The organism is Demequina sediminicola, assembly GCF_000975055.1.
GTDB classification, from domain to species: domain Bacteria; phylum Actinomycetota; class Actinomycetes; order Actinomycetales; family Demequinaceae; genus Demequina; species Demequina sediminicola.
Window position 1 is genome coordinate 30938 of record NZ_BBRB01000004.1, and the last position, 17021, is coordinate 47958.

At 62.3% G+C, this 17021-nt stretch carries 12 protein-coding genes; 3 read left to right on the forward strand and 9 right to left on the reverse strand.

Features of this window, described 5'->3' with window-relative positions; all coding sequences use genetic code 11:
• Positions 1–38 precede the first annotated feature (38 nt).
• Together AOP79_RS08670 and AOP79_RS08675 are read right to left on the reverse strand one after the other, a co-directional pair.
• The gene (locus AOP79_RS08670; protein WP_082093500.1) at positions 39–1829 is read right to left on the reverse strand and encodes a glycosyl hydrolase family 18 protein; all 1791 of its coding nucleotides are present in this window, start codon (positions 1827–1829) and stop codon (positions 39–41) included.
• Positions 1830–2037: 208 nt separating this feature from the next.
• Entirely contained in the window at positions 2038–2460 is a 423-nt protein-coding gene (locus tag AOP79_RS08675; RefSeq protein ID WP_062072653.1) for a hypothetical protein, read from the reverse strand.
• Between the two features lie 235 nt (positions 2461–2695).
• Here AOP79_RS08675 and AOP79_RS08680 point away from each other — a divergent pair, with 235 nt between their 5' ends.
• Positions 2696–4075: a hemolysin family protein gene (locus AOP79_RS08680; protein WP_062072655.1), complete on the forward strand. Its 1380-nt coding sequence runs from the start codon at positions 2696–2698 to the stop codon at positions 4073–4075.
• Positions 4068–5117, forward strand: a complete 1050-nt coding sequence (locus AOP79_RS08685) for a hemolysin family protein (RefSeq protein ID WP_062072657.1) — start codon at positions 4068–4070, stop codon at positions 5115–5117. The genes AOP79_RS08680 and AOP79_RS08685 overlap by 8 nt, the downstream gene beginning before the upstream one ends.
• Before the next feature lie 3 nt (positions 5118–5120).
• Here AOP79_RS08685 and AOP79_RS08690 read toward each other — a convergent pair whose 3' ends face one another.
• The 6 genes from AOP79_RS08690 to AOP79_RS08710 form a co-directional block, all read right to left on the reverse strand.
• Positions 5121–5750 carry a class I SAM-dependent methyltransferase gene (locus AOP79_RS08690; protein ID WP_062072659.1) on the reverse strand — a complete coding sequence of 210 codons (630 nt, stop codon included), beginning with the start codon at positions 5748–5750 and terminating at the stop codon, positions 5121–5123.
• A complete protein-coding gene (locus AOP79_RS11590) occupies positions 5747–5920 on the reverse strand; it encodes a methionine/alanine import family NSS transporter small subunit (RefSeq protein WP_082093501.1) in 174 nt (57 codons plus the stop codon). The genes AOP79_RS08690 and AOP79_RS11590 overlap by 4 nt, the downstream gene beginning before the upstream one ends.
• Positions 5917–7545, reverse strand: a complete 1629-nt coding sequence (locus AOP79_RS08695) for a sodium-dependent transporter (protein ID WP_082093535.1) — start codon at positions 7543–7545, stop codon at positions 5917–5919. The genes AOP79_RS11590 and AOP79_RS08695 overlap by 4 nt, the downstream gene beginning before the upstream one ends.
• A 165-nt stretch (positions 7546–7710) precedes the next feature.
• The gene (locus AOP79_RS08700; RefSeq protein WP_062072661.1) at positions 7711–10125 is read right to left on the reverse strand and encodes a glycoside hydrolase family 94 protein; all 2415 of its coding nucleotides are present in this window, start codon (positions 10123–10125) and stop codon (positions 7711–7713) included.
• 92 nt (positions 10126–10217) lie between these two features.
• Complete coding sequence (locus tag AOP79_RS08705) at positions 10218–12410, reverse strand: NTP transferase domain-containing protein (protein WP_062072663.1); 2193 nt, start codon at positions 12408–12410, stop codon at positions 10218–10220.
• 151 nt (positions 12411–12561) lie between these two features.
• On the reverse strand, positions 12562–13263 hold the full coding sequence (locus tag AOP79_RS08710) for a hypothetical protein (protein WP_062072665.1): 702 nt from the start codon (positions 13261–13263) through the stop codon (positions 12562–12564).
• A 273-nt stretch (positions 13264–13536) separates the two neighbouring features.
• Here AOP79_RS08710 and AOP79_RS08715 point away from each other — a divergent pair, with 273 nt between their 5' ends.
• On the forward strand, positions 13537–14412 hold the full coding sequence (locus AOP79_RS08715) for a hypothetical protein (RefSeq protein WP_152648080.1): 876 nt from the start codon (positions 13537–13539) through the stop codon (positions 14410–14412).
• 706 nt (positions 14413–15118) lie between these two features.
• Here AOP79_RS08715 and AOP79_RS08725 read toward each other — a convergent pair.
• Positions 15119–16627, reverse strand: coding sequence for a DEAD/DEAH box helicase (locus tag AOP79_RS08725; RefSeq protein WP_062072670.1), 1509 nt, complete (start codon positions 16625–16627; stop codon positions 15119–15121).
• Positions 16628–17021: the final 394 nt, after the last annotated feature.

Consider the following 17021-nt stretch of genomic DNA (forward strand, 5'->3'; position numbering starts at 1 on the left):
CTCGCGAGAGAGCCTGCACCCGAACTATGCTTCGCGAATCAGCTGCACAGTGCGCTGGCCTCCCACGGGCCCCATGGCTCCACACCGGGGACTTCGTTGGAGTTCCACCAGCGCGCCTCGTGATTCACGCCAGCAAACGAGACGGTGTTCTTGCGCTTGTACCGGGCCTCGTCATCCCAGACCGGCGCGCACTCCTCGACCACAGGAGCAGTTCCTGAGGTTCCACATTCGCCGAGTTGCTTCCACGCATGACCGGCCTTGCCACCTGGGGCGAATTCACGCACCCACCAGCGGGCCTCGTACTCCATGCCGTCGACGGCGACGACATCGCCGCGCGTGTATGTGGTGGTGGCATACCAGGGTGCGGCGCAAGTCTCACTGACACGCGGTCCAGGCGTGGCTCCGGCAAACACATTGCCTACCTCAGTGACCAGATCAGCGTCCTTGTCTCCCGAAAGATCCCACCACATGGCTCCGCCGAAGTCGTTCTCAGCCAACCACGCGGACTTTGCCCGCACGGAAGTCGTCGTGTCCAGGCTCCACCACTGGTCTCCGTCATATCGCCATGCGGCACCTGCGGCTTCGTCGTAGTACTCCTCTCCAATGTTCTGGAGTTCGTCGTAGGTCTTGGTGCCGATGGCGCCCGTGGCGGCAGCGCCGGGAACGTCTCCGTTCTCCACGCCTTCCCAACCCTGACCGTAGATAGCCATTCCAAGGTTGATCTGCTCCGGTGCATAGCCTGCAGCCTTGTACGCGTTCAGGAGTCCATCTGCCGCCAGGCCCCAGTTCGCAGTGGTCTGCTCGCCCTCGGGTGCCGTCGGGTCGGTAGGCCATTCGTATGCGTGCAGGTTTCCTTGGTGGCCGGTGCGGTTGGTCACCCAGGTCCCGTGATAGTCGTAGCCCTGGATGTTCAGGTAGTCGAAGGTCGCCACGGCTCGCGGGTCAACCCAGCCACCGTTAGTTCGGGGAGACCAGCCTGCTGGTGCGAAACCGGTGAGGAGATAGTCCTCGTCATTCGCTTCACCACGCTCGTCCAACTGGGCACGGAACTCCTCGAGCAACGACAGGAAATTCTCTTTGTCGACATCTGGATTGGGGCTGGGGTGTTCACCGTTCGCGGCAGGCCACTCCCAGTCAATGTCGATGCCGTCAAACACTCCCGCCGCGACACCTTCGCCACCAAAGCCATCGGCCACAGGCAGGTCACCGTCGATGTAGATGTCCAAGCACGAGTCGACGAGGCGCTCGCGGCTTTCGGCGGTCAGCGATGCATCAGAGAAGTTGTCCGACCAGGTCCATCCACCGAGGGAGATGAGGATCTTGAGGTCGGGGTACTCCTCTTTGAGTTTGAGTAGCTGGTTGAAGTTGCCGGCAAGCGCCTGACCTTCGGCATCTGCAACACCGTCAACGGAATCGGCAGCCGACACGAGGCGCTGGTAATCGTTCAGCGGATCGCCGTCCACTTGGCCGGGATCCACAGCATCGTCCGGCGCGAGTTCATCGGTGATGTCACACACGAGATCGGTGGTGACGTTGCCGAAGGAGTAGTTAATGTGCGTCAGGTGATCAGCTGCGCCTGACTCAATGATGTCCGCGACCTGATAGTCACGGCCATCCTTGCTGGGGGCGTGGGCCTGAAAGTAGCCCACAGAACGGTACCCGTTGATGCCATCGGGATCCGGTGCATCGTCGACGTCCTTGCCGGCGGATGCGCTCGAGGCAGCGAGGACACTCATGCCCAGTGCTGCGGTGGTGATCCAGGCCGTGCGCGTCGCGACGCGTCCTGGGGTTGACGGGTGGCGCATTGTGCGCGATTTCCATGTGCTCATCGATCAGGCCTCATTGCTCTGTTCTTGTGTTCCATCACGGACACCGGAACGCTAGCGAGGCGCTAGTGATCATGGGCATACGGGAAATCACGTAATTTCAGGAAGCCGTGCGTAGATTCACCCGTTTTTCACCTGGATGTTGCATCCGATGCAACACCTGTGCGGCTCAGAGCAACTGACTGTGCACTATCTGAACGGTCAACCCTGCTCAAGAGTACGGCTGCACCTTGGCCGCGTGCCGCACCATGTCCCGGAGGACACCCAGGTCGAGCCCCTCGGCAGCCCGGAAACTGATTGATGCAGAGCCCACCTTTGTTTTACCCAACAAGGGCCCATACTTCTTTGCCAGGTACTCTCCACCATCGGCCGCATTCACATAAAGGCTGATGTAGTCCTTTTGCCTGGCAAGACCGATCAGAAACCACTCCACAGTCTTCCCACGAGGACGTGGTTGCTCGATATCTCCGTAACCGATGATCGCCTGTTCGGTACCTCCCCAGAAAACCCCGCGCCACACAACCCTCGCCGCCTGGCGCAACTCGTCCACCACAATCGCGTCAATCAAGGCCAACGATCCATCAACGTCCTCGGTGCGAATGAACTCGTCAACCGACTCGTGTGTGCGTTCCATGGCGATGCTCCTTGGGGCTCTGTGCCGCGTTTGTAGCAACACTGGTTTTCACACTATGCGCCACTGCAAACAACGGCCAGACAACACCCCTGAGAATCCCGTATGATTCCTTCATGCCCGACGGCCATAGTCCGAAGCGCCAGCTCGCACCCCTGTTGTGCAGCATGGCGCCTGCCCCTGTCCTTCCCCCATTCTCCGCGCGGTTCGCCTCCGGTGAGAAGTCTGGATTGCGCGCATGACCGCGGCCGCATTTCTGCTTGTCCTCGCGATCCTCCTCATTGCCGCCAACGCACTGTTTGTCGCGGCCGAGTTCGCGTTCGTCACCGTTGACCGTGCCACCGTTGACCAGGCCGCGCAAGACGGAGACAAGCGAGCAATCTCGCTGCACAAGGGGCTTCGCACCCTGTCGACGGAACTCTCGGGAGCCCAATTGGGCATCACCGTCACCAGCCTGTTGGTGGGTTTTATTGCAGAACCGTCCCTAGCGACCCTCATGCGTCCAGGGCTCGAGGCCACCGGCCTTCCTGATGCCACCGCATCTGCGGTGGCGATCACCATCGCCTTCATCATCGCTACCGCAACGCAGATGGTTTTTGGTGAGTTGGTGCCAAAGAACTGGGCACTCGCCGAGCCACTGCGTGTGGGTCGTGCAGTGGCTGGGGCTCAGCGTGGGTTCACCTGGTTCGCTGGACCCCTCATTCGGTTCCTCAACGGTTCTGCCAACTGGCTTGTCCGCCGTCTAGGCATCGAGCCACGTGAGGAGTTGGCGTCAGCGCGTTCGGCACAGGAGTTCGAATCTCTGGCGTCCCGCTCAGCAGCCCAAGGCACACTCGAGCCACGGGTCGCTATCCGTCTTGCCCGCGCAGCGGAAATGAAGGAGCGGACGGCTTCCGACGCTATGACGCCGCGGACGCGCGTGACCTTTGTGGAAGCCGATGACAGTGTTGCCGCTGTGCTCGAACTCGCGGCCCGCACCGGTCACGCACGATTCCCTGTCGTGGGCGAAGATGTGGACGACATCGTGGGCGTTGCACACTTCAAGAAGGCATTGGGAGTCCCGGTACGTCAACGCAAGACCACGCGCGTGCGTGAGATCTGCATGGACGTGGAATCCGTTCCCTCCACCATGCCCCTCTCCGCTGTCCTCGACGCTCTGCGACGAGGCTCGCAGATTGCTGTCGTCGTAGACGAGTACGGCGGCACCGATGGCATTGTGACCCTGGAGGACCTCGTCGAAGAGATCGTTGGCGAGATTGAGGACGAACAAGACCGGCCGCTCGCTCGTCACCGTCAGATTGACGACGACAAATGGTCTTTCTCCGGCTTGCTGAGGCCCGACGAGGCTGGCGACATCATGGGTATCGACATGCCCGAGGCTCGCGAGTCAGACACTATCGGCGGCCTCCTGACCGAGCATCTGGAACGCTTTCCCCACTTGGGTGACCAAGTCACGCTTGAGGCTCGCGACGAGACGCACCGTGACGAGGACGACATCCCCACCCCCATTGATGTCCGCATCACCGTGACCCGCCTCGACGGCCACCGCGTGGATCGCGTGATGGTGGAGACCCAGACACGCGACGTCTTCGATGAAGAGGAGGCCGACGATGAGTGACTGGACCGCGATGGGAATCGCCATCTTGCTGCTGATCGGTAACGCGTTCTTTGTGGGCGCGGAGTTTGCGCTGGTCTCTGCACGCCGCTCCCAGGTTGAGCCCTACGCGGCTGAAGGATCGTGGCCGGCTCGCATCACCGTGCGTGCCATGGAGCGCGTGTCCCTGATGATGGCCGGCGCTCAGCTCGGCATCACCATTTGTTCTCTAGGTTTGGGTGCCATCGGTGAGCCTGCAGTGGCGCACCAGATCGAGAAGCCGCTGGCTGCTATCGGTATCGAAGGCGCATGGCTTCACGGCATCGCTTTCGCTATTGCGCTGGGCCTCGTGGTCTTCCTGCACATGGTCCTGGGTGAGATGGTTCCCAAGAACTTTGCGCTGGCAGCTCCGGAACGCACGGCGATCCTGCTAGGCCCACTGCTGTACGGCATCGTGTGGATCCTTAAGCCCATCATTTGGATGTTGAACTGGATTGCCAACTGTGTGCTCCGGCTCCTGAAGGTGGAGCCTAAGGAGGAGGTCGAATCGGCCTTTAGCGCTGATCAGGTCGCTGCCTTCGTTGCACAGTCCCGCAAGGAAGGACTACTTGACGAGGAAGAGCACCAGGTACTGTCCGGCTCGCTGACGCTGTCCTTTGAGACTGTCGAGACCGTGGTGACCCCCTCCTCGGAACTCGAGACGCTGTCCACCGATGTCACACCGCAGAAGGCGCAAAAGATCTCATTGCGCACCGGGTTCTCCCGCTTCCCCGTGGTGGATGACTCCGGTGAGTATGTGGGCTACCTGCACCTCAAGGACTTCGTTGAGGTCCCCCGAGGTGGAGCGACCAAACCGGTTCCCCGTGAGGCGATTCGTCCGCTCACCACGATCTCTGCCGATGCCTCACTCGAGTCGGCACTAACCGCGATGCAGGCCCGTGGAACACACATCGCGTTGGTGGTGAAGGACGACACGATCATCGGCGCAGCAATGCTGGAAGACGTGATTGAGCGTCTTGTGGGTGAAGTGGTTGATGCGGGTCAAGCCGTGGATGCAAGCCAGTAGCCGCTACATGTCCTTCTGAAAGATGTACGCGAACCCCGTGCGGGTATAGGCAATCCCTTTACCGGCGGCGCGGATTAGCTCAGCATCGGCCTGTTCGCGCTTTTTCGGGATGAGATAGGTATCAAGCTCATCGCAGGAAAGGGAGTAACGTCCATCCTCGTGATGCACCACGCCCACCAGGGTGAGGCTCGGATCGAGGGCCGCGATGCAGGCATCACCGTGGCTCGTGTTGGCCAGCAACAGACCGCGTGGCGCGAGATACCGTGCGAAACGATCCCAGATGAACCCCGCATAGAGCGAGATCACCACGTCGTAGGCAGCGGGGTCCAGCGGTAACTCATCGGCGTAGTCGGCATGGATAAACCGGATGCGGCGCTCCCCCGCAATGCCGTGGTCCTCGAGTTCAGACTCGGGCAGACCCTCCGTAGCGAAGTACTTGGCGGCACGTTTGTCCACGTCAAGATAGGTGACGTCCTTGATCGCCGTCGACGGCGCTAGGTCCAGGTAGCAGCCTGGATAGAGCGCGCGCTCGGAGCCCCAATGACGCGTGACCAGGGCGAACAGTGCAGAGCGGTCCCCGATGGAGGCCTGATAGTTGCCCCAGGTGGGAGGCGGTTTGCGTGGCTGACTCACTCGTGTTCACCACCGTGAACCGCGCCCTGCCCGTCTGCCTCGTCGTCATTGCCACCCTCCGGCATGTCCTCGCGCTCGGGACGTGCGCGCAAGGCGAGGATCGCGACGATGAGCCCTCCCCAGACCACGGTGAGCGTGATCACCATCAGAACTATCGCATCGGCGCTCATGACACTCCTCCTTGGCGATCACTGTGAGCGTTGCCCGTAGCGTGACCCGCGGTCTCAAGGCCAAGTTGCGCGCGCGTGGGCCATGCCTCGAAGTCTTGCTTGCCTTGCGCCCACGGAATCGCTGGCATCACCAGCGCCGCCACGACAATGAACGCGAGTGTGCCCCAACCAAAGACCGCGATGTACCAGTCGGGGTAGCCGCCATACCCCTCGCTCACGAGGGTGATGACCTTGTCCGCGAACATGTACATGAGCAATACCGCGACGAGTGACGTGGTCGCCAGCCAGATGCGCCCTACCCGCATCGTGGAAACGGCAGAGAGGTGCCGGGCAAGTTCTTGCCCACGGCGGCCAGTCCACAGCACCACGACCACCATCAGGAAGGCGCCCGCCACAATACCGAGTTGGTTCGACCACTGATCCAGGGTGTCCAACAAGTACAGGCCCGTCGTGGTGCCAAAGCCCACCATCGACACGAGCGCCATGGGGATGCAGATCCACAACGCGGTCCGGCGCGGGTTGAGCCCGAACTTCTCTTGAATTGCTGAGAGCACCACTTGCAACACCGAGACGAGCGATGTCAGGCCTGCCAGCAAGAGCGACCCAAAGAACAGTGCTCCGAACAGCGCGCCGCCGGGCATTTGTGCAATGACGGCGGGGAACGTGACAAAGGACAACGTGATGCCCGTCAACCCATCGACGTCGGCTACCGCAACGCCCTGCTGCGCCGCCAGAAAGCCAATCGTGGAGAAGACTCCGATGCCCGCCAACAACTCAAAGGATGAGTTGCTGAATGCCACCACGAGCGCCGGTCCGGTCACATTCGAACGACGCTTGCGATACGACGCATAGGTAATCATGATTCCGTAGGCGATGGAGAGCGAGAAGAAGATTTGCCCATAGGCCGCTATCCAGACAGCGGGGTCGGCCAGAGCGGCAAAGTCAGGTGAGAAAAGCGCGTCCAAGCCGTCCGCAGCTCCGTCGAGGAAAAGGGCCCGGACTACCAGCGCGGTGAACGTCACCATGAGCAAAGGAATGGCAACCACGTTGAGCTTCTCTACGCCCTTGGACACACCGAGCGCGAGCACCACGATGGTCACGAGCCATATTGCTGCGAGAGGAAGCAGGACGCCGGGGACGAAGTCGACGCTGAAGCCTGGCTCCCCTGCTTGCAAGAATTCGTTGCTGAAGAAGCCACCGGGATCATCGGCATAGGACAGGTTGAAGCTGAAGAAGAAGTAGGACAACGCCCACGCGATGATCACCGTGTAGTACAGGCCGATGATGAAACATACGGCGACGTGCCACCACCCCACGGCTTCACCTCCGCGGGCAGCCCTTCTCAGGGCAAGGGGCGAGGAGCCACGAAAACGGTGTCCGATGGCGTGGTCAAGAAACAGGATCGGAATTCCAGCAGTGATCAGAGCAATCAGATAGGGGATCATGAACGCTCCCCCGCCGTTGTCGTAGGCCTCCCCGGGGAATCGCCAAATGTTGCCTAGCCCGACGGCAGACCCGACCGCCGCGAGAATGAAGGCTGTCTGGCTCGACCACTTGTCGCGACTTGCCTCACCGCGGGCGCTGGGATTCTGCCCCGCCGATGCTGGGGTGCTCTTGCCGCTCATCATCACCTCGTGTCCACCGTGACGTCGCGCATGCCGGGCGCCTCGCGGAACCTCACGCCTGATAGGTGCCACGCTAGCGCAACAACGCCCCGCGACCCTGGGCATCGGCCGTATTGACCGGTGCCCAACGCCGCGAGGCGTTGGAGACTGTTGTGACGCGTGGGATTAGCCGAGCGTGACGACCACGGACACCTCGGCGCCCTCGGGCTGGACCGGGATGGGGGCCAATGCGTCGACCTCGTTGCCGTCAACTGTCACCGAAGCAACGCCCTTAGAGACGTGCGAGGGGTTCTTGACCTCAATGTTGTAGACGGCACCGCGCCATTCGCGGCGCACCTCAAAGCCGTCCCAGTCCTTCGGGATCGATGGGTCAACGACAAGGCCGTCGAAGGCAAGGCGGATACCGAGGATGTATTTGGTGGCGGCCGTGTACATCCAACCTGCGGTGCCGGTGAGCCACGGGTTCTGCGCCTTGCCGAACCACTCGTGGTCACGGCCATAGAGGAACTGGACATAGGCGTAGGGCTCCGAGCCACGGACCTCAATGTTGTCGTTCTGGTTGAAGGGCAGGATCTTGTCGTAGAAGTCGACCGCCTCGTCGCCGCGTCCCAGCATCGCTTCCGCGATGATGGGCCAGGCATTGGGGTGGGAGAAGATTGCTGCGTTCTCCTTGATGCCCGGGTAGACGCGAGTCACGAAGCCGACGGTGTCGTCGACCTCAGTGAACGCGGGCCAGTTGAGGTGGTTACCGTACTCCGACCCGAGGAGTTCGCGCACCGAGTCCATCGACGTCTCACCACGCTCCTGCGATGTGATGCCAGCAATCACGGGCCACGCCTGGTGCTCGAGGAAGATCTTGCCTTCCTTGTTCTCGTTTGAGCCGACCTTCACGCCGTCGCGGGTGTAACCGCGAATCCACCACTTGCCGTCCCACAGCTGCTCGTCCGCGACCTTGGCGATGCGCTCGCGCTCGGCTGTGTACGTAGCGATGGCGTCGTCGTCTCCGCGGTGCTCTGCGACCTCGAGGAAGGCGTTGATGGCCCAGGCGTGCAGGAAGGTGACCAAGGAGGTCTCTCCGCCGCCAAGGTTCAGGCAGTCGTTCCAGTCAGCACGCAGACCCAGTGCCACACCGTTCTGACCGATCTGCTCGGCAGAGAAGTTCAGCGCGGCCTTGAGGTGCTCGTAAACCGTAGCCTCAGGACCATCGGCAAAGGCGTACACCTCGTCGAGGAACGCGTGGTCGCCGGTCTCCTTGACGTACTCCACGATCGATGGCACGAGCCACAGGTGGTCGTCCGAGCAGGTGTCCTCGAGTCCGTGAATCAGATCGTCCATCGACGGCGTCGGCACAATCGTGGGCGACGGGATGTCAGGCAACTTCTCCGCGTCGGGGTCAAAGGACTTGGGATCGAACAGGTGGATTCCGTAGCCACTGGAGACCTGGGCGCGCAGCAACTCCACGATGCGCTGACGGGTCTTGGTGGGGTTGGAGTGGATGACGCTCATGACGTCCTGCGCAGTGTCGCGGTAGCCCAGGCCGGTACGGCCGCCGACCTCAACGAACGAGGCAAAGCGGGACCAGACCACACAGGTCTCTGCCTGCAGAAGGGTCCACGAGTTGATCATCGTGTTCATACCCTCGTGCGGGGTGGTGATGCGCAGCTTGTCCTGCTTGTTCTTCCAATACTGACGAAGCGCAGCGAACTCGGCGTCGACATTGGCGACATCGGCATACTTGGCCTGAATGGGGCGCGCGACCTCGTCACGCGAGCCATAGCCCAGCATGTACACCAGGCGCTTGGTCTCGCCGGGCTGCAGCGTGACCTTGTGCTGCAACGAGCCACAGTGGTTCTGGGTGGTGGCGGACTCGTTGGTGCCTTCTCCACGCTCGATGGCAATGGGGTTGCGCTCATCGCGGTAGGGGCCGATGAAGTTGTCACGTAGGGAGTCGTAGGAGTCCGGGGTCTCCGACGAGCAGAAGTAGTGGAACGTCCAGGGCTCGTAGTAGAAGTCGTACTCGATGATGCCGTCTTCATACGACGACCCCGAAGCGTAGAGCGACATCTGGAGGTTCTGGTTGTCGATCTCGATGGTGTGGAAGGAGAACTCCACATATGAGCCAACGGTCAGTTCACGCGGCTTGTCCGTGGTGTTGGTGACACGCACGTCCCACAGTTCAACGTCATCATCCAACGGGATGAAGATCGTGTGCGACGTGTCAATGCCACGGTAGCTCGACTCAAAGCGCGAATAGCCCAGGCCGTGAGCGGTCGTGTACTTGGCGGCGCCTTCACCTTCGAAGGGCTTGCCCACAGGCTGCCACGCGGATGACCAGTAGTCGCCGTCCTCGTTGTCACGCACGTAGACGTAGTGACCGGGACGGTCGAGCGGGACGCCGTTCTGACGGAAACGTGAGATTCGCCCGTACTGCGAAGACTTGTAGTACGAATAGCCACCACCGTTGTGCGACAGCACGGTGCACATGTTCTTGGTACCCAGATAGTTAGTCCACGAAACGGGGACGTCGGGGCGGGTGATGACGTATTCGTCATTCTCAGTGTCGAAGTGGCCGTACTGCATGAAGGGCGATGTCCGTTCTTTCCGTGGATATGGGGTAATGCGTGGGGACGATGATCGCGCCCCGCCACCCATGAGGTGGCAGGGCGCACATCTTAAGCAGTGACGAAGCTCTTGAGCCAGTCCATCAGCTCAGTGGCCTTCTCTGGGCTGTCCGCTTCAACGAACATGCGCAGCACCGGTTCGGTTCCGGAGAAGCGCAGGAGCGCCCAGTTGTCATTCTCGAGCAGAATCTTGGTGCCGTCCAGGTGGCTGATGGACTTCACTGGGTATTCGCCGATGTGGGTCAACGGGTCCGCTTCTAGGCGGCGGGGAACGGCGACTCGCATCTCAGGGGTAGCGGGGACGCCGGCTTCCTCGGTGTAGAGGCGACCGGTGATCTCGTAGATCATTTCGCGCAGTTCGGAGATGCGCTTACCCGTGCGCGCCAGCATCTCGGCGACGAGGGCGCACGCAAAGATGCCATCCTTGCCAAGAATCCAGCCACGTACCGTCAGACCACCAGAAGACTCGCCGCCGAGCACGGCGCCGATCTTGTCCATGCCGGCCGTGACGTGCTTGAAGCCGACCTTGCATTCGAAGGACTCTTCGCCAAAGTGAGCCGCCAGGCGGTCCAGCAGGTGGGTCGTGGCGAGGTTACGCACCACGCCGCCCTTTTCGCCACGAACCTCGTGGAGGTACCAGTACAGGAGCAGCAAGAGGTCGTTACTGGTGATGTACTCGCCCTTTTCATCGACAATGCCGATGCGGTCCGAGTCACCGTCGGTGGCCATACCGAGGTCGAAGTCACCCTTGGCGCCTTCGATGATGTTGATCAGGGAAGACAGGCGCTGGAGGTCAGGGGCGGGCGCAATGCCACCGAAGAGCGGGTTGTGCGACGCGTGAATGAACTCTGCGCGCACACGCATGTCGGACAAGATGGTGCCCAAGGTCAACTGGCTGGTGCCGTACATCGGGTCCACGATCACGCGCAGGTCTGACCCTCGCACAGCCTCAACATCGATAATCTCTTCAATCGCATCGATGTAGGGCTCGGTGAGCGGCTTCTCCACGACCATGCCTGCCCTGCGAGCCAGCGCAAGATCAAGCGAGATCACATCGTCGACGGACATGGCGTTGGCCTCGTCCTGGTACCGGTCGGTTTCCTCATCCAGGGGCAACGAGCCATCGGCACGGAAGACCTTGACACCGTTCCACTCGGGCGGGTTGTGGCTCGAGGTGATGATGATGCCGTAGGCGGCGTTGGTGAAAGGAGCGGCAAATGTCACGAGGGGCGTCGGGACGTCGTCGGGCAGCAGGATCACCGGAATGTTGTTTCCGGCAAAGACCTCGGCGGCGGCTTCGGCCGATTCGCGAGACAGGAAGCGGCGGTCACCACCGATGACCACACCCTTCGAAGCGATCCCCTGCCGCGTCGCTTCATTGGCCACAGCTTGGCTGAGCCGGCGCAAGTTGCCGAGCGTGTATCCCTCGCCGATGACAGCACGCCAGCCGCCGGTGCCGAACTTGATGGTCGTGTCGGTGTCCTTCTTGGGCATGAACAGACGCTTGAGGACGATATCCGCTGCAGCCTGGTGCTCTTCAGGCGAGTTGATGCCCTGCACCTCATCGGGATCGAGGCTGCGATACGTCACGACCGTCGAGCCGTCCTGGATGAATTGGCGGGCCACCTCAGTGAGGCGGTGCTCCCCTGCTGCTGCGAGTGCATCAATCTTGGCGAACAGGCGCTCGGGAGCCGCCACATACGAGCCCACGTTGATTTCGTGGAGGTCGGCCTCAGCGTGTGTCAGGTCCTCGGGCTCAACGATCGCGCTGACCTTGTCATTGTCGTCACGCTCAATGCGTCCGTACGGCAAGGGCTGGTCAATGATGGCCGTCAGAAGAGAGAAGTCGGCGTTCAGCAGGTGGTGGCGGTTCAGCACTCCCCGGAGAGAGTCGGTACGCAACAGAGGCGTGTCCGCGTACGTCACCAACACGGCCTCAGCATCGGCAGGGAGCGCGTCCCGTGCTGCGAGCACGGCGTCCCCTGTGCCAAGCGGGTTCGCCTGCTCCACATAGGTGAGGTCAGCGCCCAAGAGGTCGCGCATGGTGGTGTCACCAGGAGCGGTAACCACAACAATGTGGCTTGCCGGCACCACGGCACGCACATTGGCAAGTGCGAGTTGCGCCACCGTCGAGTCGCCCAGCTTCTCAGCCAAAAGCCCACGCGACGCATCGTCACCGCCAGCGGCGAGAACTACAGCTGCGGTAACGGGCTTGGCGAATGCTGCGTTCGTACTGGATGCCATGGGTGCTCCTCGAATCGACCACTGCGTTTGTTAGGAAACCTACCAAACTCTACGATTCGCAAGCCTACCGAACTTCACAGGGTGCTCTCTAGGCAACACGGCCCGGGACGCCCCGGTTCAGTAGAAAATCATCACCACCCGCTGCACAGCTCTAGCGTTGAGCGGCCGCCAGCCACCGACGCGCCTCAGCACGAGCTTCATCGACGGCAACGCGACGTGCCCGCAAAGCATCGGCGTCCGTTGCCACCGCCGTGGACGTGTCCTCGTCCAACGAGGCGGTCAGCGACCGCAACACCGCCAGGCCACTACCGGCGAGACTCGTCCTCTCGTCCGTCGGAGCATCGGCGCTGAGCTCGTGGAGTTCTTGATCGATGTCAAGCACGCGTGGCCGGCCCGCTTGCCACAGGGATTGAGCCTCTGCGGCTGAAGGCTTCGAGAGAATCTGCGGGATCAGCGAGTCTTCGAACCACGAGAACTCGGCCCGCGCTTTCCGTAGCCGGGAGTCCCACTTGCTCCGGGCCCCGTTCTTCACAGCCAAAGCAATGATGATCGTGAGCACCACGAGAGCGAGCAAGACCCACGGCCACCACAGCACGTCACCTTCCTCTTCCGGTTGCTCCGGTTCCGGCGAAGGCGTCGACTCTTCGGTCTCCGTCACGACAGGTGCAGGCTCAGACTCCTCGGTTTCCGTCACGACAGGCGCAGGCTCAGACGTGTCGCTCGGACGAGGCGAGAGACTAATGTCCGGCAGATTCGAGGGGTCAATATCTGGCAAGTTGTCACAGGCCGTCACCCCCGAGGCCAAGAGTCCAGCGATGAGCACGGCTGTCAGGCGGCGGGCGGAGGTTCTCACGTGACGTCCTTCATTTGGGTCAGGCCTACACGTTCGACACTAGCGGGAACGGTCGTGCCAGGTAAGGGGTACGCCCTTCAGGTTTCCGTGGGGCATCGACGCAGGATTGAGAACGTCCCAACACGCGGCCCCAGTGATCGCATCGCCTGGCCCCAAAGCTTGCCGACATTGCCTTCGGTCCGCCACCCCGGCACGCTGGCAGTCACTGAGCGTAGGGATCCGCCACGTTCCGCACACTGAGCGGCTGGCAGGAGACTCCTATAACCTTCACGCATGAGGATGCGGCGCCGCTACAACGCGTACCCCGTCAGGCAGGCGATGCCGGAAGCCACGCCTTGGACATCTCCCCTTGGGTCTCCGCTGAGCCCGCGCCGATGGTGGCAGTGGCGGCGGTTCGCATGGCCGGCACGCTACGCCGACCACGACGACGCCCCGGAGTACCCGATCGATCACGGTGAACAGGTGTGGCCACGCGTGGGCGAGCCAAGGCCGACGGTCGCAGGGTTGTGCGATCTGGATGCCGAGACGGTCACGCGCGTGTTCCTTCCCTTTGTGCTCAACGGCGACCCGGATGCTCCCGGCGTCGACGGGCGTCGCACCTGGGCTCGGATGCTCACGCCGCTCGGAGTGGACGTGAGCGCGGACCTCTCGCTGCGGGAGGAAGTCGCCTCCGGGCGAGTGCCTGAGGATGGCTTCGACGATGCAGAGGGGAACTGGTACTGGCACGAGGGCGGCGTAGAGCCTCACACGTGGGGCGTGCTGTCGCGCGCGATCACCGATGCCGGACTGACCGATCAGATCGACATCATCGGGTGGGCTGTGTACAACGAGAACGTGATCTGGGGAAACAACGGCGCGCGTTCAGTTCCCGCAAAAGATGGAGGCGTGTGGTGGGAAGACGGTGCCCACCTCCGGATCCGCGACGCCAGGCTCGCGGACGTTGACCAGTTCGCGACGCACGACGCCACTCGCTTCCCCGTGGCACTCATTGCCGCTGACGGCTCGTACCTGGTCTCCGCGCCCGGGTACTCGGACTCGCTGTATGTCTCAGGGCCGATGCGTCTGGCTGAGTCCCTGCGCGAGCATGGCTTGGAGTGCGCGCCGGTGGACGTGGACTCGGAGGCCGTGCTGCCCTCGAGTCACGACTGAACCAGTCGCTCACAGATCCGTCCCCGCATCCAACCCGTCGGTGGTCCCAAGATTGCGCTTGCCACAGCTCGCCGCCATGATCTAGCCATGGATTGGCAAACGACCGCCCTCATCGCAACAGCAGCTTCGCCGGTCGTCGCGGCGATAATCTTCCTGAGTTCGGCGGTTGCTGACGCGCACCGGAGGCGACAAGACCAGTTGCGCGCAGCAATAGTAAACGCACGTACACAACTCTATGTCGCTGCCAAGCGCGCGGCATTGCCTGGACCGTTCACTCTCATCATTGGATGGCAGCTCACGCTATTGGGCGCTGTCGCCGAACTTGGATTGACCGTGGACCGCCGGCGGTATCGGCAACTATCCGTGTGGCTCGTTCAGGGCGCGAAGTGCTCCGCGGAACGCGAATCACGAGCAAGAATCGAGGTGCTGTCACAACTAGTTCAAGTAACGGCTCTCATGGGAAACGGTAGTAGAACGCAACTCGATGCAGCTCAGAGCTACGCCAAGACACACCCCTGGCCCCAGGATCGAACGGACGCTCCACGGCACAGCTTCTGGAACGGGACTGCTCGCTGGGCACTATCCATCATTGCGCTCGACGCTAGTTTGCGTCGCCCCACGGCCAAGACTTAGCGCTCGGGCACCCAGAATGGGCCCGATGATCCCCGGCCCTTCAAAAAGGATCGGGGACCATCGGGCTCGGGACCTAGCGCGAGCGACGCCCGCCGCTGCGGGCCGCGGAGAAGTCAGCCGCGGAGCGGTTGCTACCCTGCGATGCGCGACCGCCGGAGCGGCTTCGGTTGCCGCCGCCCTGTCCCGGCTTGGACGAACCGTGGCCGGCGTCGTTGCGGTGACCGTTTGCAGTCGCGGAGCGGCCTTCACCGTTACCGCGTGCACCCTGGCCACGTGCGCGTCCGCGCCCACCACCGTTGCGGTTGCCGGGCTGTCCGCCGCCGTTGCGGTTGCGACCGCGACCGTTGCCGCGACCGGCACCCTGCTGCTGCTTGGGAGCCTCGGGAGAGGGCTTCACGTAAGGCGCAACCTCACCGATGAGGTCGATGACCTGCTTGGAGGTCGCGTTGACTGCCTCAGGGCTCACGATGATCTTTGCGCGGCGCAGCAGCTGGTCTGCGTCGCGGCGCTGTTCGGGCAGAACGATGGTCACGACGTCACCGGCGGAACCAGCACGAGCAGTACGACCCGAACGGTGCAGGTATGCCTTGTGTTCGGCCGGCGGGTCGACGTGAATGACGAGCTCGATGCCGTCAACGTGGACACCGCGTGCGGCGACGTCAGTAGCAACCAGGACCTTGACTTCACCGGAGGCAAACGCAGCGAGGTTACGGTCGCGGGCGTTCTGTGACAGGTTGCCGTGCAGGTCAACCGCGGGGATTCCGTCGGACGTGAGCTGCTTGGCAAGACGCTTCGCGTGGTGCTTGGTGCGCATGAAGAGGATGCGACGCCCGGTACCTGATGCCAGGGCGCGGACGACCTCCTTCTTGGCTTCAGCATCGGCTACCCGGAACACGTGGTGTGTCATGGCCTCGACAGGGCTTTCAGCGCTGTCGACACTGTGCGTGGTGGGATTGTCGAGGAAGCGCTTGACGAGCTTGTCGACGCCATTGTCCAGTGTCGCGGAGAACAGGAGGCGCTGCCCCTTGGATGGGGTGGCGTTCATGATGCGGGTAACACCGGGCAGGAAGCCGAGGTCTGCCATGTGGTCGGCCTCATCGAGCACGGTGATCTCGATGGCATCGAGAGAGACGATGCGCTGCTTCATCAGGTCTTCGAGACGGCCCGGGCAAGCCACAACGATATCGACGCCCTGCGCCATGGCGCGCTGCTGGCGAGACTGGTTGACGCCACCAAAGATAGTGGTGGTCTTCATGCCATAGGCAGCGGCGAGCGGCGCCAGCACAGCATCGATCTGGGTTGCGAGCTCGCGAGTGGGCGCCAAGACGAGCGCGCGAGGGCGTCCAGGCTGGGCCTTGCCGCCCTTGGTGTTGAACGTGGTGGAGCCGAGGCGGGCGACGATGGGCAGCGAGAAGGCGAGGGTCTTGCCGGAGCCAGTCTTGCCGCGACCGAGGACGTCACGCCCTGCGAGGGTGTCCGGCAGTGTGTCTGCCTGGATGGGGAATGCGTTGGTTTTGCCTTCGCGCTCAAGAACTGAGGTGAGTGCGGTTGGCACGCCGAGATCGGCGAAAGAGGTACTCATACGTGTGGTGTTGCCTTTCGGGCAAGGTGCCGGACGCGTCACTGAGCGTCAGTAGCGCGTGTTGTCCGTGGAAGTCACGGCACCGGCAGTGGTGGCGAAGCGCGAAGGTGTCCGCGTTCGTTCGCCGAAGAGAGGATTTCTACGAGCCGCGCATGTCGGGGACGGGCGCTGGCGAGAAGGAGAAGCAATCTGCGACGCGTGCCCACCTACGATCTGGCTGGGGCACAGATACAAGAGTACCAGGTGCGATCGCGGGGGGTGGGAGCACCTAGTTCGCGGCACTCTTGCTTCGCCTGTTTAAAGTCGAAGCAAGAGTGCCGCGTCCCAGGAACGTGGCTTCCGCGTCAGCCGGTGCCCGTGCGCTGGTGTGTACTTGCCGCAAGACGCAACAAGT